This window comes from Deltaproteobacteria bacterium (genome assembly GCA_023382265.1).
In the GTDB taxonomy this organism is placed as follows: Bacteria; JAMCPX01; JAMCPX01; order JAMCPX01; family JAMCPX01; genus JAMCPX01.
The window spans coordinates 1-19,143 of the sequence record JAMCPX010000072.1 but is presented as its reverse complement, the minus strand read 5'-3'; the positions used below and the strand labels follow the sequence as shown (position 1 = coordinate 19,143).

Sequence of the window (19,143 nt, the reverse complement as noted above, 5' to 3'; positions counted from 1 at the left end):
CCCTCACTTTTCCGTTATTCCTGCGAAAGCAGGAATCCAGTCTTTCGGTGTTCCCGTTCAAACAAGGACAAAGAAAATAAAATCTTTTCACCCGGCAAAAAAACTATCTACCCCAGGTTCAGCCATTGCAGACACCGGCTCATCTTCCTTGACCTTAAACTGCATCAGCATTAATTCAATTCAACAAACTAAAGTATCTTCAAACAACCTTTCCGACATCTTCATTCCTCCGAAATAACCTCTCCATTTTCCCTCTAAACAGAGGGGCAGGGTGCGTCATTGCGATCCCGCCAGAGGCGGGAGGAGCAATCTCACCAGCATCCAAAGAAATAAAAAAGTTAGGTTAAAAAATATAGAGAGAAATTAAAAAGGAAAAACAGATGAAAAAAACAATACTACATATAGCAGTTGCGATTATTATGATTGGTCTTACCGTTAGAGCGTATGCAGGCTATCATGGTGAGGAGTACGGTAATAGAAATTATAATTACTCATGGAGAAGAGGACAAGAATATAATTGGTCAGTTGCACCAAAATTTATCATTTTCTTTCCCAATAGCAGCAATCCCGGATTAAATAATTTTGGTCCAGGGGTTGGAATTGGAGTGGACGGACGATATAATTTTATCAAGTATTTTGCTGTAGCAGGAGAGCTGGATTATATTGGTCTTTCAACCTACAGTACGAATGGTGTTACTATAAACTATAGTGACTTTGCTATTAAAGCCGACGCCATTGGTACAATACCTTTAAATAGAATAACGCCATTTTTTGGTCTTGGTCTGGTATATAACAGTCCAAGTGTATCCGTGAGCGGTAATGGTTATTCAGGCTCTGGGAGCGGAAGTGGCATTGGGTTGGAACTTGTAGGGGGTGCAGATTTTATCGTAACAAATCATGGAGCAGTTACCGCTGAAATATCGCTCCCGATCAGCCAAAATGCCACCTTTAGTGGGTCAAGTACAAACGTTGATGTTGGTGTGTATGAAATTATGGCAGGCTACAGATTCCTTTTTTAAGATTACCACTTAATACTTTTAAGCATGGAATTACGAAGAGAAATATAAAAGCGAGAAAAGGTAAGGGTGGGCTTCGCCCGCCCTCGATTGCTTTTATTCTGGATTGCGATTCTTCCAGTCAATGACAAGTTCGAAAGACCAGTATTAGGATAAACGCATGTAGGTAGAAATAGAAACGAAACGACAAAGATAACAAATGAGCAGGCAGCAGATGCTCTCACCAGGGGTACCAATCGCGTAACCCAGGATGATCTCAAAAGAGTTCTCGATAAGAGCGATGAGATTGAAAAGAAGTTTAAAAATCACGGTCCACTTGCACGGTTTATCGAAGATTTGAAACTGTTGTTTTCTCTTATGAAGGATTATATGAATGGGACATACAGGTCGATTCCCTGGTGGTCAGTCGCAGCAATAGTTGCTGCGTTGTTTTATGTATTGGATCCAATAGACTTGATACCGGATTTCATACCCGTTATCGGCTATTTTGATGTGGCAGCAGTTGTAGCAATTTGTTTAAGAATGGTAGAAGCAGATTTACAAAAGTATAAAGACTGGAAGAATCGCAATCCAGAATAAAAAAATTAAGGAGGCAAGAATGAAAAGTAGGTTTAACAGGTATGTCGTTTTAGGGATGGCAGTGGTAATGGGGATGATGTTGGCAGGCGGATGTGCTCCTGTCAGGGTAACCGAGAAATACCAAAAGTTCAACAGAATTTATGTCGGCTGGATGAATCTTGGAGAAAACAACTGGAAAAGATTTGGTTATGGAACGAGAGGGGAATGGATCGATGACATAAAATCAGAGAACATCGATTCGCTTCAGTCGTACACCAGAGGGTATATGAAAGGCTGGAACGTCATTGGTGCGGATTCAAGAACTTCACCGATACCGTGGGACCCCAATACATTGGTAATATTGTTCTCCGATGTTTCATTGAACGGAAACCAGTTGCGGTGCAAGATGAGTTTCTATGATGGTGGTACCAGGAGGCTGCTCTACCACAGATACGAACAGCCATCTCCCATTTCATACAATCCGTACGGTGGGTGGTCCAATGCATCTTTTACCGGCCAGCTTTCGAATTCCATGTACGGCATAGCGTACGATATAGAGTATTATTTGACGAAGGATTAAACCGATTGTCTGCATACGGCTTACGGAATTGATTATAGCTCTCCACAATAAAGGCATAGAGCGGCCACGATGAAGATATTACTCATTTCATCCAATACAGAGGTATCGCCGTATCCGGTATATCCGCTTGGTATGGGCATCATTGCTAATGCCCTGACGACTGCCGGCCATGCTGTCCGGCAGATCGATTTTTTGCAGCGAGGTGCTTCTCTGAATTCGATGGGAAAGGAGATCTCAGTATTTAAGCCTGAATTGATAGGAATCTCTATCCGTAATATTGATAACGTCAACCTCGTCAATGAGCGGTATTACATGGGTGCTGTTCAGAATATTGTGCAGAAGATAAGGACGCTCTCCACCGCAAGGGTAATATTGGGGGGAGCAGGCTTTTCCCTCATGCCGGAGCTCATATTGAAGGAGACCGGTGCGGACTACGGTATTGTTGGTGAAGGCGAGCGGCTAATTGTGGATTTTGTCAAAAATGCAGAAGCCGGGATGTATCCGGAAAAAACGCTTCTCGGCCCATTGCGCACACGGGACCATGAAGAGATCCGATCAGCAGCGTATGACGAACAATTGCTTGCGTATTATCTGAAGAGCGGGAACATCATGTCAGTACAGACAAAGCGCGGATGCTCCCACCGGTGTGTCTATTGCACCTATCCTTTGCTTGAGGGTCGCCACCTGCGTGCAAGAAAGGCAGATTCCGTTGTCGATGATATCGAACTGCTCCGTGACCGGTATAATGCAAAACACCTTTTCTTTGTTGATTCAATCTTTAACGACGATGAAGGGTATTACCTAAAGCTCATGGAGGAGATGATGCGGCGTAAGGTGAATATCCGGTGGACAGCTTTCTTTAAGCCGGATGGCTTGAATGAAGAAGCAGTCAAGCTCATGAGAAATGCGGGACTTGCGGGTGCAGAAATCGGGGCGGACGCAGCCTGTGATGTTACGCTCAAGAAGATGGGTAAGCACTTTACCGTTCATGATATCATGGCATGCAATGACCTGTTTTATAAATACGGTATCAGCTCATCAAACTCTTTTATGTTCGGCGGTCCCGGTGAAACAGAAGAAACCGTAGTGGAAGGTATAAAGAATATACAGAGTCTGCATAAGGCTTTAAATTTTATCTTTATGGGAATAAGGATATTGCCCAATACGCCACTTGCAAGGATAGCGGTCAGGGAAGCCATTATCCCGACAGACAGCGATATGCTTAAACCTGTTTATTATATATCTCCGGCAGTCGATAAAGAGTGGTTGAAAACTACATTGACCGCTGCGTTTAAAAACACGAGGCATTGCATATTTCCGCCTGATGCCATTGACAATATTTTGATGATACTCCACAAGATGAGCTATAACGGCAGACTCAGGGATAAGCTTATACCGGGCATGAATGAGCAGAGAGCTTGATAAAATACCACAACATTGTTGTCTTGAGACTGCCGGGAATTTAGATTTTATTTGACAATTCTGTTCATCCTATAAAATTATAATTGAGCGCGAAAGGTACAGGTACTAATGGAAACGACATTGCAGGATATTGAGAATAGGCTGATTCAGGAGGTGGCATTAATAGTATCGGGGGATCCAACTTCCCTTGCTGTCGATATGCCTCTTCAGGAACTTGGAATCGGATCGCTCGAATTTGTTGAATTACTTGTGTTCATAGAAAATACCTATCAGGTGCGGCTTATAGAGTCTAACCTCACAAGAAATGATTTTGAGACGATTCGTTCTTTATCCTATTTTATCACAAAAAACATTGATTATGGCGGCTCTGTTCTCTTCTCCTCAAAATAAATATTACCTTTCCGGCATTGACTGGGTGATCAGTGCTTTTGATTACACCATGAAGAAAACAACCTCAAGCGGCAATGCATCCCAAATCGTTGTAGAGATGGATCCCGCCGTCGATTCGGAACGCCTCGGGAGCACTATAATCGAATTTACAAAATATTTTCCCGTACTCTTTGGAACCGTAGTGCGGAATATGTATAATCTCGCTCCCTACTGGCGGGTTGCAAGGAACAGAAACAATAGATTGAATATTGAAACCCATTATATGAACGGTCATTCCTCTGCAAACGGCCTGATGCCTTTTTTTGAAAAGAGCATCAACACTCCGTTTCGGGATAAGGATGAGCACTTAGCATTTCGCATCATTCAGGCGGACAGCAAAAAAACTTATCTCACCATGACCTTCGATCATCGTTTACTCGATGCGCACGGTGCGGAAACTTTATTAGATTTGTTGCGGCGCTTTGTTCGAGATAACAGTGACAGAAGCATTTTTCATGACATTCGTTTGACAGCTTCGCCGGCGATTTATTCGTGGAAAAAGAGATTGCATGCGGGTGGAAACATCAACCGTAAATTTATAGCGTGGTCCAGGACAGCTTTTGATTCGTTATCCTCCGGGTCAGGAAGAAACGAAGGTTTCAGGTTTAACGTAAACACCTTTGATGCAGAAGAAACCAAAGCGATCTACCGCAACGCAGAAAACGAAGCCGGATATCTCATGGGGATGGCATATCTTCTTGCGGCTGTTCTTCAAGGTATGCAAAATCTTTTCAAGACCAAAGGCATTGACTCTCCCCGTTTTCTCATTGGTATTTCGGTTGATATGCGAAAAACGGGAGAAAATAATCAAAAACTATTTTTTAACCACTGGTCGTATATGTTTTTTCAGATTCAGGTTGATGCTTCGAGTACCAGAAAAGAACTGATACACGTCATTAAGCAACAATTGTACGATCAGGTAAAGACGAACTTTAGCGGCGATTTTGCAGAGTCGAGTTTTCTGTTTCGTATTGTGCCGCTTCGGGTTCTGGGAAAATGGTTGAATAAAGAGCTTCTTTCGTTTGTCTTTTCCTTTATGAGCAAGGGCCCCTTTGTACCCTCAGAATTTATGGGATCAAACATCACAAACCTCTTTCACCTGCCCCGTATTCCGGTGCCACCGGGGCTTGGTTTCTTTTTTAATTATTTTAACGGGCTGCTGAATTTTGTAATCTCATACAGAGAAGGGCTGCTCCACAACGATGAAATCGCTCTGCTGGAACGGGTTATACAAGAGCAAATAAGGACACGATAATCGTATGTCGGATTATTTACCGGAAGAAATACCTCTCAATGAGAATAATTCATTCGATGTCGTCATCGTGGGCGGCGGTGTTTCGGGCACTGCGGCCGCTCTGGCATCGGCACGCAGCGGAGTGCGCACGCTTTTGATAGAACGGGATCCATATTTAGGAGGTATCGGGTATGCAGGATTACTCCAGCATATATGCGGTTTATATCCGAACAGTGATGCTCTTCCAACCGGCACGTTGAACCATGGAATTGTTCAGGAAATCGTTTCGCACCTGGCAAAGTTATCTCCTCAAAAGACGGTAATAAAGATGGGGCTTGTCTATGTGCTCCCTTATTTGAGAAGGGATCTCTTATCGGTTTTTGATTTAATGTGCAGTAATGAACGGGATTTGACTGTTTTGCGAGGTACAACAGTACTCTCTGTTGAAAATACAAACGGAGAGATAACGGGACTCGTCATAAACCGCTCTCATACCGCGTACAAAATATTTCCCAGGGTCGTTATTGACTGTTCCGGAGACGGCGTCGTGTCTGAAATGGCAGGGGCATCTTTCGAATTGCTGCCGCAAGAACAGCTTCAGATGTCAGCCTATACGGTTCGCCTGAAAGGTATTCAAGATAGAGATGAGCTTCTTGCCATCAAGGTTTCCTATTATCTGTCGGATGCTATACGGAAACATATGCTGCCTCCTCTTTTGCGGTTTTCGATGTTTACTCCGGGAGATTCGCCGGACGAAGGTTATTTAAAAGTAAATATAAGCGGTTTGCAGAGCAAGGATCGGGACAAAAAGGCTTTTGAGTATGCCACTTCGGTGCATCATTATCTCTCGAATACGATCCCGGTATTGAAAGGATCGTATCTCGCAGACACTTCGATCAGGGTTGTGGATCGTGAGGGGAGAAGGGTTCTCGGAGAATACATCCTTACGGGTGATGATATAATACATGCAAGGAAGTTTGATGACGGTATTGCAAAGGGGGCATGGCCCATAGAGCTATGGGATATGCAAAAAGGCCCTGTTTACAGATATGTTCGTTCTGGTGATTATTATGAGGTTCCGTTGAGATCTTTGAAGGTCAAAGGAATACCGAATTTACTCGTTGCAGGACGTTGTATCTCCGCATCACATGAAGCACTCGGTTCAACCCGGGTAATGGGCACATGTATTACCCTGGGTGAACAAGCAGGCATTGCGGCGTCATTCAGGGTTAGGAACGGTATGTATTCAAGATACGGTAATGAGGCTTTGAACACATCGCTATGAATATTTTTGACATTATAAAACAGGAGACGCAGTCCTTTGGCGGTAAGACGGCATTGATAGAAGGTGACAGTGAGCTATCTTATGGAGAGCTCATTTCTCGCACTGAGGCCTTTACCACGGTTTTAGCAAAAAACGGTATAGGACAGTTTCACAGGGTGGGTTTTCTTTGCGGAGACGGCATCGATTACATTATTGTTAGTCTGGCTCTTTTGTCGTTGTCTTCGGTCGTTGTTCCCATCTCCGTGGAACAGACCGCTGCTGAGATCGAGAGCATTATCAACACAATGGCCCTTGATTTCCTCATATTTGAAAGAGGGGTATTTCATCATCACGATGCTCAGAGTCTTCAAACGAAGGGGTTGTATAAAAAAGAACTTCACGTACTGAGAAGGCGCGCCGGATGGGCGTTGAGCAGGAAATATTATGAAATCAATCCTGCATTTATTCGTTTTAGCTCCGGAACAACCGGGAAAAGCAAAGGGATTGTGCTGTCTCATGAAACCATTATCGAAAGAACCGATGCAGCCAATTACGGCCTAACGATATCTCCTGCAGACACGGTTCTCTGGGTGCTCTCCATGCATTTTCATTTTGTGGTAACTATCCTGCTTTTTCTTCGCCGTGCGGCAACCATCGTGCTCTGCAAGAATTTATTTCCTGAATCGATGATTCAGGCAATAACCACTCATAAAGTGACATTTTTGTATGCCTCTCCTTTTCACTATAGCCTCTTATACCATTCCGAGTCTCTTTCCCGGGAATCTTTAAAAACAGTACGGTTGGCTGTATCTACGGCAATGAAACTCCCTGAACGTACCGCCCGTACGTTTTATGAGAAATCAGGCAAAGAATTGGCCGAGGCATTCGGGATTATGGAGGTAGGACTCCCCTTGATCAATCTTTCCGGCAATAGCGGCGCAAGAGGTACCGTCGGTAAGCCCCTGCCGGATTATGAAATTAAAATAGCCGATCCGGATGAGGACGGGGTAGGAGAAATTTATATAAAAGGTAAAGGAATGCTCGACGCTTATTTTTCGCCATGGCAGGATCGGAACAGTATACTGGAAAACGGATGGTTCAAAACCGGTGATTTGGGTAAAATGGATTCCCTGGGATATCTTACCGTTGTCGGACTGGGGAAAAATATCATTAACTTCGCAGGAATGAAGGTATTTCCCTATGAAGTTGAATCTGTGCTCAATCAGCACCCTTATATCAAAGAATCACTGGTTTACGGTGTGAATCACACACAGTATGGTCAGTTGCCCATCGCAAAGGTCGTTCTTAACCAGGACGTAAAAAAAACACCCGATTTGGATAATCTGCGGCGGTTCTGCTATGAGAGACTGTCGCCTTATAAGGTTCCAAAGGATTTTGAATTCGTCAATTCTATACCAAAGACGGCCAGCGGGAAGCTACGGAGGTGAGTTAGAATCGGATATGTTCTTTGCGATAGTTCAACGAAAACTTCATTGGTGATTTCATCAGCATAATGCAGCACTGAATCCAAACTCTTCCTCTGCAGAGGAGAGTATGGATACCTGTATCACACCGGGCTTTGCCCGCCCTTGCATATTTAAAGGGCGGCAGATGAATAAATCAGATTTACAATTTAACCAGATGGATATCTACGGCGTTTTTTATCAGATGAAAATGTTTGTCCAGTGTTAAAATCCATGCATCATTTTCAAGGGCGGCAGCTGCAATGTAGCAATCGGATAACCCGATAGTATATCCCTTCCTGCCAAGATTAAAAGAAAGCTCGCCTGCTTTTTCCCACAACTCTTTATGTTCTTTAAGAAAGTCAAATACCTGGAGAAAATCTTTTATGGCACCGAATTCTTTTTCTGTTTTTACACCCTGTAAAAGCTCAGCAACAATTAATCCTGTACAGCATATCGTGTCTTCATCCATCCAGTCGCTTATCGTTGTATAATAGGGGTCTTGCTTTCTAAAAAATTCTATCCATGCAGAAGTGTCAACAAGAACTTTATCCGAGTCTTTCATCTTTGTGTCTCAATTCTGCGGCCTTCTTTGTGAACGTTATCTTTCCTGCCATGCTCTTAATATTTTTCTTTTTTTTCATTCGTATTTCATCTGTGATCGCTTTTATAACGGCTTCTGTTTTGCTCTTTGCCGGTACGACTTTGAGCAATTCTTCCAGGAACGAATTGGGTAATGTTATGCTAATTCTCGACATAAGTAACCTCCATAGTATAGCTGCATAATAATAAAGCATTAACAGAGGGGATGTCAATTCCTTTTTTTATCCCGTTAGAAAGCCCCACCATGCATGGTGGGGATACTACTAATTCCATAGAGAAAGGGCGCGGTTTAATGCAGTGAATATTTATTCATGTGCAAACTCTTAAAAAACACAAATTAAAAAGCCCTTATATCTCAATATGTTACAAAAAACAGGATAGCCAGTTGGCTAGTTGACATTTGAAAATAGTAGAGGGATAATAGGGTAAAATAAAAACATTATTTATGAAGAAAAAGATGATAAAGGTTTTATGGATTTTTCTCATCTTTGCGCTGACATCGAATACGAAAGGTTTTGCCTCGGCAATAGATCTTTCCCTGTCCATTGCAGCGATTCCAGTTGTTTCGTCTGATTGTGACAGCACGGATCTTTATTCCCCTCACTTTTCCGTTATTCCTGCGAAAGCAGGAATCCAGTCTTTCGGTGTTCCCGTTCAAACAAGGACAAAGAAAATAAAATCTTTTCACCCGGCAAAAAAACTATCTACTTCAGGTTCGGCCATTGCAGACACCGGCTCATCTTCCTTGACCTTAAACTGCATCAGCATTGATTCAATTCAACAAACTAAAGTATCTTCAAACAACCTTTCCGACATCTTCATTCCTCCAAAATCGGCAATCTAATTTGAAAACACACGTATGTCTGTAAAGGCATGTATACCAATAAGTTCTTAATTATGCTTGCCTATAGAATAAAATAACTACTTAGGATATGTTAAGTAACAGCTTAAAAGAGAGACTATATGCGTAATGAGTTTAGTAAAATAGAGAATATAGAATATCAAGATGCAAGTCCGCGAAGGTATCCGGATGATTATGAATTTGTACAATTACTAATTACTGGTGATACCAAAGCATGGGACAAGTTTTATAGAGAAATTAGAAAAAAGATGTCAGCTTACTTGAACAACAAATACCCCAGCGTTTTCAGTGATGTTGCAGCAGAGGAAATATGTGATTGTGTACAGAATAGGCTGATGAAAAATGAGAATAAAGCCTTAAAAGAGTATCGGGGTAATTGCATGTTTAATCACTTTATAACGCAAGCAACTGATTGGGAAATAAAGGATTGGTTAAGAAGGCACTCAAAAGATTTGATTGGACAATATACTGATAACATAAGTGAAACCGATCTTTCTATGGATGATATTGGATCTCCTCAACAACATTCAGCACACGCCTATAATAATAAAGATGTGGTACCGGATATTTTACAATCCCTTGATGAAGAGCTAAGATGGACATTCCTGCTTAGATATTATGACTATTTTGGCTTTCCGTTGAAAGAAATTCGCTTAATGGCTAAGAAAAAAGGAGTCTCTGTAGGTTCAATTACAAAAAAAATAATAAATTTTCTTGAACCAGAAGGCGATGATTTATTGCGCAAACAAAGAGAAAAACAAGCGGTTCTGAAACAAAAGCTTTCTAAGATTTATTTTAAGCTTTATGAATTGAATACCGAAGAGGATAAGTTAGCCAAAAAACAACAGGATAAAGAAAAATCTACAAAATTGGATGATGTGAAGAGCAAAAGATTAAAATTGCAAAAGAGACAGGAAGAACTGCTTGGGAATAAGGCTCAATTTATTATTACAACCCCATACGAGGTTATTGCTGAAATTCTTACTGAGGAAAATATAAGTACAATTAGAAGCCGCGTTTTTTGGGCTAAAAAGCAATTGATTAAAATATTATTAACAAAACATGAATAATCCATTTTATATAAAACATCCGTCTATAATGAAGGGGCAAAAATGATAAAATGTCCTAAAAAAGAGATACTCGAAAGATTCCTCGACAATAAGCTTACAGATGACGCCAGCCAGGACATTCTGTCACATCTGTCCTCGTGCGATATATGCAAAACTACAATCAGGAACTTGTTAACTGAAGAAAAAAAACTACTAAGATCGCTTTTGTTACTGCCGTCAAGTAATAAGGGGAAAACCTTAGCACAATTTCATAAATGTCCTTCAAGAGCAGCTATACTTGCATATGCAAGCGAATGCCTGAATGAGGAGCAGACCATAATAGTTGAATCGCATCTCGAAAATTGTGACCATTGTCTAAATGAGCTTATAAATATCCAGAAATCACTTAACTCTTCGACGGAGATTGAATTGGATTTGATCGAGGCTATGGCAGGGATTCTTGAGATGATACTGAAAGTTACAAATGGTTTCCTGGAAATTGTGAAATACAGCGGTGAGCTTCTATCATTAACCCCTCAATTAAGCCCTGTCAGGGGCAAAGAGCGTGCCACTAAAGACACCATTATCATACGCAAAGACTTCAAGAATACGGATTTCTCTGTTGAAATAACGGCTCCCAAGAGACTAGATAAATTCAGTGCCACATTAAAAGTATCCCTCATGAGATTAAGTTCCGAAGAGTTTATATCCGGGATGGATTTGTCTCTTTCGAGTGAAGATAAGGTACAACAAAAAGAAAAAACAAACAAAGAAGGTATTGTAGAATTTCACGGGGTTGGCAAAGGGAAATATGATGTGAATATGAAGGAAAAAAAGATAGCCTGTATTACTATTGAATAAAATCAAATACCAATATTTTAAGGGGAATTAATATAATGAATGAGGAAGAGGTTCTAAATTTTCTCAAACATGGTACGGCTGAAGAAAAGGGCAAAGCCATTCTTAGTCTTTCGCGGCTCAAGGACCCGAGATTTAATGGCATCCTAAAAGAGGTAATGAATTTAGACGATTTGCATCTAGCTGTTATGGCAGCATATGCACTTGGAGAAGCCGGCGAGAAATCCGGATTAGAGTTTCTGCAAAACATATTTCATGGTACAACACAAATTCTTGCTTCAGAAAAGAATGCTATTAATACTAATATTCTCGAAGATATTCTGGAGCTTCCCGAGAATATGAATCAAGCGTTTAAGCTCTATAATAGTTCTTATTTTATCGAGTCACAGAAAAGGTTAAAAAAGCTTTTTGAAATTTACTCTTCAGAACTACCCAAGACGAATCTTTCATATTATAACGACTTTATCTCTTTTTCTGTTAATAAAACAAAGGGATTGCTCTTAGATGCCATGGCAATATGTGAATTCAACCTCGGAAATGTAACTCAAGCATTTGAATATAGCCTTCAGGCCTTGGCTATAGCTCAGAAAATCAACGATCCTCAGCTTTTAAAAACGGTATATGCCGATCTCGGGCACGTTCATATGTCTCTTGGTAATTACTACAGTGCTTTTGAGCTTTTACACAAAAGTCTTGAAATTGATGAAAGCTCTCACGACCCATGGCGGAAGAAAAACAGGATCTTTTCCAATCTTTCTCAGCTTTATTTAGCCGTTGGGCAATATGAAAAAGCCATGGAATACATTGAAAATGCACTGGAACTCTCCGAACAAGAGCATGATATGGAAGGTAAGGCGAGATGTTTAAATGCAAAAGGGGCAATATTATATAACATGGATAATGTTATAGATGCAGCAAGCTTGCTTCTGGAGGCGTTAAACCTATCAATAAATGAACTACACGACAAACACTTTCAAGGGCTTGTTTTAGGTAATCTGGCTTTTGTTTATTATTCGTTGGCTGATATTCAAAAGGCTGAAAAGTATCTTGGAGAAGCTTATGGGTTATCCGTATCAATAGGGGGCAAGTCAGAGGAGAAAAATATTCTTACCACCATGGCTATGGTGGAAATCGAAAAAGGCGATGTTAGTAAAGCCATGGAGTATGCGCGATCTACACTGGCTATAAGTACCGATATATATGATATAGAAGGACAAGCGGTAGCGAACTTTATTATTGGTAGTATAGAGAATTATTCTTACGGTAACTTCGCTAATGCATATACCTACTATAAAGAAGCCCTTTCTCTTTCTGAAACGTTAAGGAAAAATCTCGTCCTTGATGAATTTAAGATAACCTTTGCCGGCAACTATGCAAGCATGTACCAGCAGATGATATTACTATGCATGAAAATAGGAAACATGGGTGACGCATTCGAGTATATAGAGCGTTCAAAATCGAGGGCACTTGTCGACATGCTTTCTCCAGCTACTGATAACATATACTCACAAGTTTCATCTGCCAAAGCCTTGCAAGAGATAAATGTCTTGAAAGAGAAGTTAGGCTTTTTAAAAGATCAATTGAGGAGCCGGCGCCTAATGTTGAACGAACAAACGGTAGATAAGAGACAAGAAGGTATTGATGGATCTATAAAGGTGGAATTAATCGGGTTGGAGAAAGAATACAAAAAGACCCTTGAAGATCTTAAAATGAAGGACCGTGATCAAGCATCCTTGCTGTCTATAGATGTCGTTACCTTGAAGGAGTTTCAGGAGACCTTAAATAAGGATACCCTATGCCTTGAATTTTGTTACACTGGTACGGAAGTGATTATCATCGCCATAAGGAAAGATGAGCCACCTCTTCCTGTTAGGATCCCTTTTGATGAAACGTTGGATCTCGAAAAACTCTATAATCTCCTCTCTGCTCTCTCAGATAGCAGCACAGATACACGATCACATGAGTATATAAGGAATGCAAAGCAGTCACTTTCTTATTTCTATGAATTGCTTATTCAGCCTCTTACAGATATTTTGACTAACATAAAGCATATTATTATTGTTCCGCATTACTTTTTGCATTACCTCCCTTTTCACGCTTTGTATGATAATGCAAATAAGCAATATCTTATAGATAAATTCAGCATATCCTATGCACCAAGTGCAACTGCCCTTTATTTCTCACACAAGAAGGACCGCAGAAAGTATGAGAATGCCCTTATACTTGCCAATCCTTCCAATGATCTTCTTTATGCCGAAGAAGAGGGTGAAAAGATTAAATCCGTATTTAAAGAACAAGGGCATCTTTTCACAAAGGAGCAGGCTTCTTTTGATAATCTCCTTGGCTTCCAGGAAGCAGACGTTGTTCACCTTGCCTGCCACGGCTATTTCAGGGCGGATGAGCCTATTTTCTCATCTATTGTGCTTTCAGATACTGACGGTAAAGAGCGGCCGTACTTTTTGACTGACATCTTCAACCTAAAGTTGAAAGCGTCGCTCGTCACCCTGAGTGCATGTGAGACTGGACTGAGCCAATTTACAACGGGTGATGAGCTTATAGGTATGTCAAGGGCGTTTTTCTATGCAGGCGCACCGGCATTACTGACAAGTTTATGGACGGTCAACGATCGATCAACGGCGCTATTAATGGATGGGTTTTATGAGAGATTGATTTGTAAGAAAGAGACTAAATCAGAGGCTTTGAAAGGGGCCATTCGAGATCTTAAAGCTATACCGGAATATAATCACCCCTATTTCTGGGCACCGTTTTTTCTGTCAGGAGATTGGCAATGACTCAACAAAAGATGATTATTTGTCGTCTAAATAAATCGAGACGTATGATGAAAGGTTGTTATTTTAAAAAATAAAAGGAGGGAAAGGGAATGAGTAATAACTTAAATGAGAATTTGGAATCGACAGGAAAAGATTTGTCTCAAATTTTGCAGGATATCGAGTTAGGACCTATAAAGACTAAAATAGATGCTATTAATAAACTCCGTTCTACAGACGTAACGCTTAGTATAGCACAGCCTGTCTTAGATAAAGTTCTCCTACAAGCTCCTAATGGATCGCCTCTTAAACTTTCTGTAGCAGGTGCTCTTGCTGCTTTAGGTGACAACCGGGACCTTATTATAGATGCGATTATCCCGTGTATGGGGGTAACTCCTGAAGATAGAATTAAGTTTTTTGACTGCGTTTCACCATTTGCTGGCATATTATATGATTCATGGGGGGTAGACGAGGTGCTTAAAATGAGAATTGGTCTGGGCCCTCAATTAGCTACTATTGAAGCTTTAAGTCATATGCGTAGCAATGATCGTGCTGCTAGTAAATTGATTGACATATTAGATGTGCTAAACGAATCGGCGTTAAGAACATTTACTTTATATGCTTGTGGAGCAAATGGTAATCCTTTATTGCGTCCCAAATTGGAGTATTACAGAGATAGGTATGCTAATTCAGTGGATGGTGAGGCCGCGCGGATTGCATTAGAGCATTTTAGCACGGCAACCCTTAATGAGATATCCCATTTTCATAGTATACAAAATCCTCCAAAACCCAAGGAAGCGTCTAATAAAAATCAAGCAACCAATAAATCGGGGAATAAGTGCTTTATCGCCACAGCAGTTTATGGTGATCCGAATGGACCGGAGGTACAGGTTTTTAGAAATTTCAGAGACGAAGTTCTTTTATCCTCTCCCATCGGTAGAAAGTTTGTTTCTTTATACTATCAGTTCTCACCGTATATCGCGTCTTTGATAAAAAGGTCTACTTTTATTAAGCTTATTGTTAAAACAATCATTCTGAAACCAATTTTACTGGCAATAAATCACGAGAAGGAGAAATAAAGTAGGTGTAAGGTTATGGACTTAAATGAAACATTATTTCAAGCGATAGAAGAAGGTAATCTTCTAGTATTTGAGGCAGCCCTAAAAAAAGGAGCTAATGTTGATGCCAAGAATAACAATAGTTCAACTGTTTTGATGGCTGCTTCGGCTTCAGGACATACAGACATAGTAAATCTTTTACTATCCAACGGTGCAACCATAAATATGAGAAGAAATGATGGTTACACTGCTTTAATGTTTTCTTCTTTGAACGGACATATGGATATAACGGATATTCTTATAGCAAAAGGGGCTGATATTAATAATCAGAACAATGATGGTGTATCTGCTTTAATGGTTGCTTCTGAAATGGGACATGCAGATATTGTCAATTTACTCATATCCAAAGGTGCAGATGTTAATGCGAGGCCCAACAAGGGTTCACCTGCTTTATTGGCTGCTGCTGGTGGTGGATACACAGATGTTGTCAATTTACTCATATCCAAGGGTGCAGATGTTAATGTAACTAATAATGATGGGGGGACTGCGTTAATATTTGCTGCTGCTGGTGGTGGATACACAGATGTTGTCAATTTACTCATATCTAAAGGTGCAAATGTTAATGCCAAAATGGATGATAAAGTATTTCATAGTGGATGGACTGCTTTAATGAATGCTTCTGTAATAGGGAATGCTGAGATAACCGATCTTTTGATCTCCAAAGGTGCGGATATTAATGCTCAGGATAATTACGGATGTACTCCATTGATATATGCTTCTCAGCAGGGGCATACAAATATAGTAAGTCTTTTGATATCAAGAGGAGCGGATATTAATGCGAAAGGTAGAGGATGGACGGCTTTAATGAATGCATCTTACGATGGCCACATAGATATTGCAAATTTACTCTTATCTAAGGGTGCAATTGTTAATGCGCAAGGCAGCGAAGGAGAAACCGCATTGTCACTTGCTTCGGATGCAGGGCATACCGATATAGAAAATTTATTAAGGGCTCGTGGCGCAAGATGACAGCTACATTTGGAGAAAGATGTCTATCTTTAAAAGAATAATATTAGCTTTTATTAAGCTTTATCAACAGCTTGCTCCCAAGACATTGAGGGAATCATGTAGATTTGAGCCATCCTGTTCAAATTATATGATAATGGCAATTGATAAATATGGTATTTTAAAAGGAGTTGTAAAAGGATTTCGACGAATTCTAAACTGTAAATATCCTAACGGGGGTATTGATTATCCCTAAAATTAAACAAAAGGAGGATTACGATGGTTCAGTATAAGTGTGTTCCCGCACCAAAAAGGTTGGTTATTAACAAACAGGGAAATTACGATGATGCAATTCGCTCCTTTGCGGATCTCATCAACCAGGAGGCAAAAGAAGGATGGAAGTTTCATTCAATGGAGAATATTGGAGTTACTCAAAAATCAGGCTGCATAGGTGGGTTGATAGCAACATTGTTTGGCAGAAAATCAGTGACGACATATTACTTCAACATGTTAATTTTTATGAAAGATTGAATGCAGAATAAAATATTGTGGTATCATAAAAGGAGGTGAGGTAATATGGCTACTTGCCATAAATGTCATGGCTCCGGTGCTGTAAAGTGTCCAAAGTGTAACGGTACAGGAAGCGTTAGCTATGGTGCGGTATTGTCGCACTCCGGTAAATGCCCGAATTGCAATGGTTCGGGAGAAGTGAAATGCGGAGTTTGTGACGGTAAAGGGCATGTGTAATACATATACGGAAGATACTCACAGCTTGTCTGTGAGTATCTTCCAATTTTAAAAAGGTTATGATTATGGAGTAAATAGTATGTTTGGGTTTCTTACATTAGGGAAAGAAGCAGACAAGACTGTACAGGCTGTGTATAACCAGCATTTCTGTGGACTGTGCAGCGCTTTGTCAGAAGACTACGGCATGTTTGCGCGCATGTTCACGAATTATGATGCTACCCTGATTTACCTATTATCTGTATCTCAGGTTGAAAAAGAGATAACGAGCAAAAGGGTAAGGTGTCCCATCCATTTTAGTAGAAGGGATGTTATTCTGATACCTGAACTGGCGAAGTTTTCCTCAGCAATCAGCATTGAACTTGTTTATGAAAAAATGCTTGATGATGAGTATGATGAGAAAAAACGGTATCCTACTATTCTGAAAAAATATATTACAAAAAGACATGCAAAAGCAAAAGAGGCATTGACAGAACTTAGATTTGATACCAACTTGATCGGTAAACTTATGAGACAGCAAAGAGAACTCGAGAAAACAAACGAATTAACGATAAGAAGTCTATGTGAACCGACTGCTCTTATGATGAAATATATTTTCGGTCATACTGATCAATTGACTAATCCGACGAATACAGTATGCTTAGAAAAAACAGGATATGCTATAGGCCAGCTCATTTATTTAATGGATAGTATAACCGATTATACCGAGGACATTAAATTTGGTAAATTCAATGCACTATTTGCGTGTTATCCCGATTATACAAAGGCTAATGGTTCAAATAAAATGCCCTGTTATTTGCCTGATGAGATTGAAGAAATCATTTCGAACTGCTTTAAGGAAATTGAAAATGGTCTGAAGGATGCTACGTTTTATCATTTCAAAGGACTTATCGATAATATACTTGTGTCAAGTTTGTCAGATAGATTCACACATATCCTTTCAGATCCTGTCGAACAAAAAGACTCGGCGTACAGTTCATCAATAATAAGCGAATTTCCTATCTATGCTTCCTGTATACCGTTTATACCAGAAAAAGCCTTTGCATCCAACGGGGCTAATCCATCCGGCGGCTGTCTTGGCTCTCTTATTATGCTAGCAATAATAATTTTCTCACTCCGTTTCATGCTTAAAGGATGCACAAGTGGGAATGTGTGCGGAGATTCAAAGCCTGATAAGATTCAAGTTAACCAAGCGTGTGGCGGTAATAAGACCTATTATAAACACAGTGATGGCAAATACCGTGAAAACCCGTCATCGTCTTGTTGTTAGGTTGAGTTAAGGGAGTAAGAGAACATGGATCAAGATAAAAAAGTGGAAAAAAAGAAAGAACAAATCAAACCGTCTTTTATTGAAGAAGAAACAGAAGGCAAAGAATGTCCTCATTGCCATAATGTAAATGAGCATGAGGCAAAATTCTGTGCTGAATGTGGGCATGATTTCCAGACAGAAAGAATATGTAAATATTGTGGTATGAATGTACAACCAGGTATAGACCGATGTAATTATTGTGGAGAATGGCTATTAGAGGGAGTATGCAAATTTTGTGGTGCTGAAATAGAAGAAAGACAAACCTTTTGTGGAGTATGCGGTAATCTTTTAACAGGTATAAATTGTCCTCAATGTGGCGCATTGAGCAATTTTGACTTCTGTCCTCGATGTAATATACCCCTTACGCCAAAGGCAGAGAGTATATATGAAGAAATAAAAGTTACAATAGAAGAAACAAAAGAAGTGAAACTTTTCGATAATACTTCATTTAAACAAGTAGGGGAAGATTCTTCAGGGAAAAAAGAAATACTTAAACTAAAAACATATCTTGAAAAAGTGAATGCTAAAGTGAAGAAAAAGAAAGCTTTCATACCATTATTTTCGGAGATGCAAAAAGAGAGCATCAAAAAATTAGACCAAAAAGCAAACAATGAAATTGAACGACAAAAAGAAGAAAAACGAAAACAAGAGGAAGAGAAAAGAAAAAAAGAAGAAGAAGAGAGAAGAGTGCTTCTTGAAAATTCCTTTGTGGAATGCAGAAATGAGGGGACTATTTATTTATCAGAAGATAAAGTAGCGATTACCGTAACAGATGAAAATTGTGCGTTAGATGATGCTTTTTGGTTGTATGTTAATAATAAAAAAATAGGTTTGGTAAATCATCCACAGGGGGGCTCAACATCTTATGAAGTAGATTTTGAGAAAGGTATAAATAAAGTAGAACTCAGATTTGCTCATGAT

21 protein-coding genes and 1 pseudogene are annotated in these 19,143 nt (G+C 40.1%); 20 read left to right on the top strand and 2 right to left on the bottom strand.

Going from position 1 to position 19,143, the window contains the following annotated elements; translation table 11 throughout:
* The 9 genes and pseudogenes from M1381_12050 to M1381_12010 form a co-directional block, all read left to right on the top strand.
* On the top strand, positions 1–238 hold a 238-nt coding region (locus M1381_12050; GenBank protein MCL4479802.1), incomplete at its 5' end, for a hypothetical protein.
* Positions 239–380: 142 nt separating this feature from the next.
* Complete coding sequence (locus tag M1381_12045) at positions 381–1,019, top strand: porin family protein (protein MCL4479801.1); 639 nt, start codon at positions 381–383, stop codon at positions 1,017–1,019.
* A gap of 390 nt (positions 1,020–1,409) precedes the next feature.
* A pseudogene (locus M1381_12040) lies at positions 1,410–1,508 on the top strand (DUF1232 domain-containing protein).
* Between the two features lie 106 nt (positions 1,509–1,614).
* Positions 1,615–2,154 (top strand): hypothetical protein, encoded by a 540-nt coding sequence (locus tag M1381_12035; protein ID MCL4479800.1) that lies wholly within the window; start codon positions 1,615–1,617, stop codon positions 2,152–2,154.
* Between the two features lie 69 nt (positions 2,155–2,223).
* Positions 2,224–3,576, top strand: a complete 1,353-nt coding sequence (locus M1381_12030; GenBank protein ID MCL4479799.1) for a lipid biosynthesis B12-binding/radical SAM protein — start codon at positions 2,224–2,226, stop codon at positions 3,574–3,576.
* A 108-nt stretch (positions 3,577–3,684) separates the two neighbouring features.
* Positions 3,685–3,966, top strand: a complete 282-nt coding sequence (locus tag M1381_12025; protein MCL4479798.1) for a phosphopantetheine-binding protein — start codon at positions 3,685–3,687, stop codon at positions 3,964–3,966.
* The gene (locus tag M1381_12020) at positions 3,935–5,260 is read left to right on the top strand and encodes a hypothetical protein (protein MCL4479797.1); all 1,326 of its coding nucleotides are present in this window, start codon (positions 3,935–3,937) and stop codon (positions 5,258–5,260) included. The genes M1381_12025 and M1381_12020 overlap by 32 nt, the downstream gene beginning before the upstream one ends.
* Positions 5,261–5,264: 4 nt before the next feature.
* A complete protein-coding gene (locus tag M1381_12015) occupies positions 5,265–6,524 on the top strand; it encodes an FAD-dependent oxidoreductase (GenBank protein ID MCL4479796.1) in 1,260 nt (419 codons plus the stop codon).
* The gene (locus M1381_12010; GenBank protein MCL4479795.1) at positions 6,521–7,951 is read left to right on the top strand and encodes an acyl--CoA ligase; all 1,431 of its coding nucleotides are present in this window, start codon (positions 6,521–6,523) and stop codon (positions 7,949–7,951) included. The genes M1381_12015 and M1381_12010 overlap by 4 nt, the downstream gene beginning before the upstream one ends.
* Positions 7,952–8,129: 178 nt before the next feature.
* Here M1381_12010 and M1381_12005 read toward each other — a convergent pair whose 3' ends face one another.
* Both M1381_12005 and M1381_12000 read right to left on the bottom strand, forming a co-directional pair.
* The gene (locus M1381_12005) at positions 8,130–8,531 is read right to left on the bottom strand and encodes a PIN domain-containing protein (GenBank protein MCL4479794.1); all 402 of its coding nucleotides are present in this window, start codon (positions 8,529–8,531) and stop codon (positions 8,130–8,132) included.
* A complete protein-coding gene (locus tag M1381_12000) occupies positions 8,515–8,724 on the bottom strand; it encodes a DUF2191 domain-containing protein (GenBank protein ID MCL4479793.1) in 210 nt (69 codons plus the stop codon). The genes M1381_12005 and M1381_12000 overlap by 17 nt, the downstream gene beginning before the upstream one ends.
* Positions 8,725–9,014: 290 nt before the next feature.
* Here M1381_12000 and M1381_11995 point away from each other — a divergent pair, with 290 nt between their 5' ends.
* The 11 genes from M1381_11995 to M1381_11945 all read left to right on the top strand — a co-directional run.
* Positions 9,015–9,413 carry a hypothetical protein gene (locus M1381_11995; GenBank protein MCL4479792.1) on the top strand — a complete coding sequence of 133 codons (399 nt, stop codon included), beginning with the start codon at positions 9,015–9,017 and terminating at the stop codon, positions 9,411–9,413.
* A 119-nt stretch (positions 9,414–9,532) separates the two neighbouring features.
* Positions 9,533–10,501, top strand: a complete 969-nt coding sequence (locus tag M1381_11990; protein ID MCL4479791.1) for a hypothetical protein — start codon at positions 9,533–9,535, stop codon at positions 10,499–10,501.
* Positions 10,502–10,543: 42 nt separating this feature from the next.
* Complete coding sequence (locus M1381_11985; GenBank protein ID MCL4479790.1) at positions 10,544–11,341, top strand: hypothetical protein; 798 nt, start codon at positions 10,544–10,546, stop codon at positions 11,339–11,341.
* A gap of 35 nt (positions 11,342–11,376) precedes the next feature.
* Positions 11,377–14,130, top strand: a complete 2,754-nt coding sequence (locus M1381_11980; GenBank protein MCL4479789.1) for a CHAT domain-containing protein — start codon at positions 11,377–11,379, stop codon at positions 14,128–14,130.
* An 89-nt stretch (positions 14,131–14,219) separates the two neighbouring features.
* Positions 14,220–15,185: a hypothetical protein gene (locus M1381_11975; GenBank protein ID MCL4479788.1), complete on the top strand. Its 966-nt coding sequence runs from the start codon at positions 14,220–14,222 to the stop codon at positions 15,183–15,185.
* Between the two features lie 15 nt (positions 15,186–15,200).
* Positions 15,201–16,193, top strand: coding sequence for an ankyrin repeat domain-containing protein (locus M1381_11970; GenBank protein ID MCL4479787.1), 993 nt, complete (start codon positions 15,201–15,203; stop codon positions 16,191–16,193).
* Positions 16,194–16,212: 19 nt separating this feature from the next.
* Positions 16,213–16,425 (top strand): membrane protein insertion efficiency factor YidD, encoded by a 213-nt coding sequence (yidD, locus tag M1381_11965; GenBank protein ID MCL4479786.1) that lies wholly within the window; start codon positions 16,213–16,215, stop codon positions 16,423–16,425.
* A 23-nt stretch (positions 16,426–16,448) separates the two neighbouring features.
* Entirely contained in the window at positions 16,449–16,700 is a 252-nt protein-coding gene (locus M1381_11960; protein ID MCL4479785.1) for a DUF4177 domain-containing protein, read from the top strand.
* Positions 16,701–16,745: 45 nt separating this feature from the next.
* Positions 16,746–16,916, top strand: a complete 171-nt coding sequence (locus tag M1381_11955; GenBank protein ID MCL4479784.1) for a hypothetical protein — start codon at positions 16,746–16,748, stop codon at positions 16,914–16,916.
* Between the two features lie 79 nt (positions 16,917–16,995).
* The gene (locus tag M1381_11950) at positions 16,996–18,183 is read left to right on the top strand and encodes a DUF5685 family protein (protein MCL4479783.1); all 1,188 of its coding nucleotides are present in this window, start codon (positions 16,996–16,998) and stop codon (positions 18,181–18,183) included.
* A gap of 24 nt (positions 18,184–18,207) precedes the next feature.
* On the top strand, positions 18,208–19,143 hold a 936-nt coding region (locus tag M1381_11945; protein ID MCL4479782.1), incomplete at its 3' end, for a zinc ribbon domain-containing protein.

Bases quoted from the DNA above. Each gene is read 5' to 3' on its own strand.
- M1381_12045 (MCL4479801.1), top strand. From the start codon at position 381: ATGAAAAAAACAATACTACATATAGCAGTTGCGATTATTATGATTGGT.
- M1381_12035 (MCL4479800.1), top strand. From the start codon at position 1,615: ATGAAAAGTAGGTTTAACAGGTATGTCGTTTTAGGGATGGCAGTGGTA.
- M1381_12030 (MCL4479799.1), top strand. From the start codon at position 2,224: ATGAAGATATTACTCATTTCATCCAATACAGAGGTATCGCCGTATCCG.
- M1381_12025 (MCL4479798.1), top strand. From the start codon at position 3,685: ATGGAAACGACATTGCAGGATATTGAGAATAGGCTGATTCAGGAGGTG.
- M1381_12020 (MCL4479797.1), top strand. From the start codon at position 3,935: ATGGCGGCTCTGTTCTCTTCTCCTCAAAATAAATATTACCTTTCCGGC.
- M1381_12015 (MCL4479796.1), top strand. From the start codon at position 5,265: ATGTCGGATTATTTACCGGAAGAAATACCTCTCAATGAGAATAATTCA.
- M1381_12010 (MCL4479795.1), top strand. From the start codon at position 6,521: ATGAATATTTTTGACATTATAAAACAGGAGACGCAGTCCTTTGGCGGT.
- M1381_12005 (MCL4479794.1), bottom strand. From the start codon at position 8,531: ATGAAAGACTCGGATAAAGTTCTTGTTGACACTTCTGCATGGATAGAA.
- M1381_12000 (MCL4479793.1), bottom strand. From the start codon at position 8,724: ATGTCGAGAATTAGCATAACATTACCCAATTCGTTCCTGGAAGAATTG.
- M1381_11995 (MCL4479792.1), top strand. From the start codon at position 9,015: ATGAAGAAAAAGATGATAAAGGTTTTATGGATTTTTCTCATCTTTGCG.
- M1381_11990 (MCL4479791.1), top strand. From the start codon at position 9,533: ATGCGTAATGAGTTTAGTAAAATAGAGAATATAGAATATCAAGATGCA.
- M1381_11985 (MCL4479790.1), top strand. From the start codon at position 10,544: ATGATAAAATGTCCTAAAAAAGAGATACTCGAAAGATTCCTCGACAAT.
- M1381_11980 (MCL4479789.1), top strand. From the start codon at position 11,377: ATGAATGAGGAAGAGGTTCTAAATTTTCTCAAACATGGTACGGCTGAA.
- M1381_11975 (MCL4479788.1), top strand. From the start codon at position 14,220: ATGAGTAATAACTTAAATGAGAATTTGGAATCGACAGGAAAAGATTTG.
- M1381_11970 (MCL4479787.1), top strand. From the start codon at position 15,201: ATGGACTTAAATGAAACATTATTTCAAGCGATAGAAGAAGGTAATCTT.
- yidD (MCL4479786.1), top strand. From the start codon at position 16,213: ATGTCTATCTTTAAAAGAATAATATTAGCTTTTATTAAGCTTTATCAA.
- M1381_11960 (MCL4479785.1), top strand. From the start codon at position 16,449: ATGGTTCAGTATAAGTGTGTTCCCGCACCAAAAAGGTTGGTTATTAAC.
- M1381_11955 (MCL4479784.1), top strand. From the start codon at position 16,746: ATGGCTACTTGCCATAAATGTCATGGCTCCGGTGCTGTAAAGTGTCCA.
- M1381_11950 (MCL4479783.1), top strand. From the start codon at position 16,996: ATGTTTGGGTTTCTTACATTAGGGAAAGAAGCAGACAAGACTGTACAG.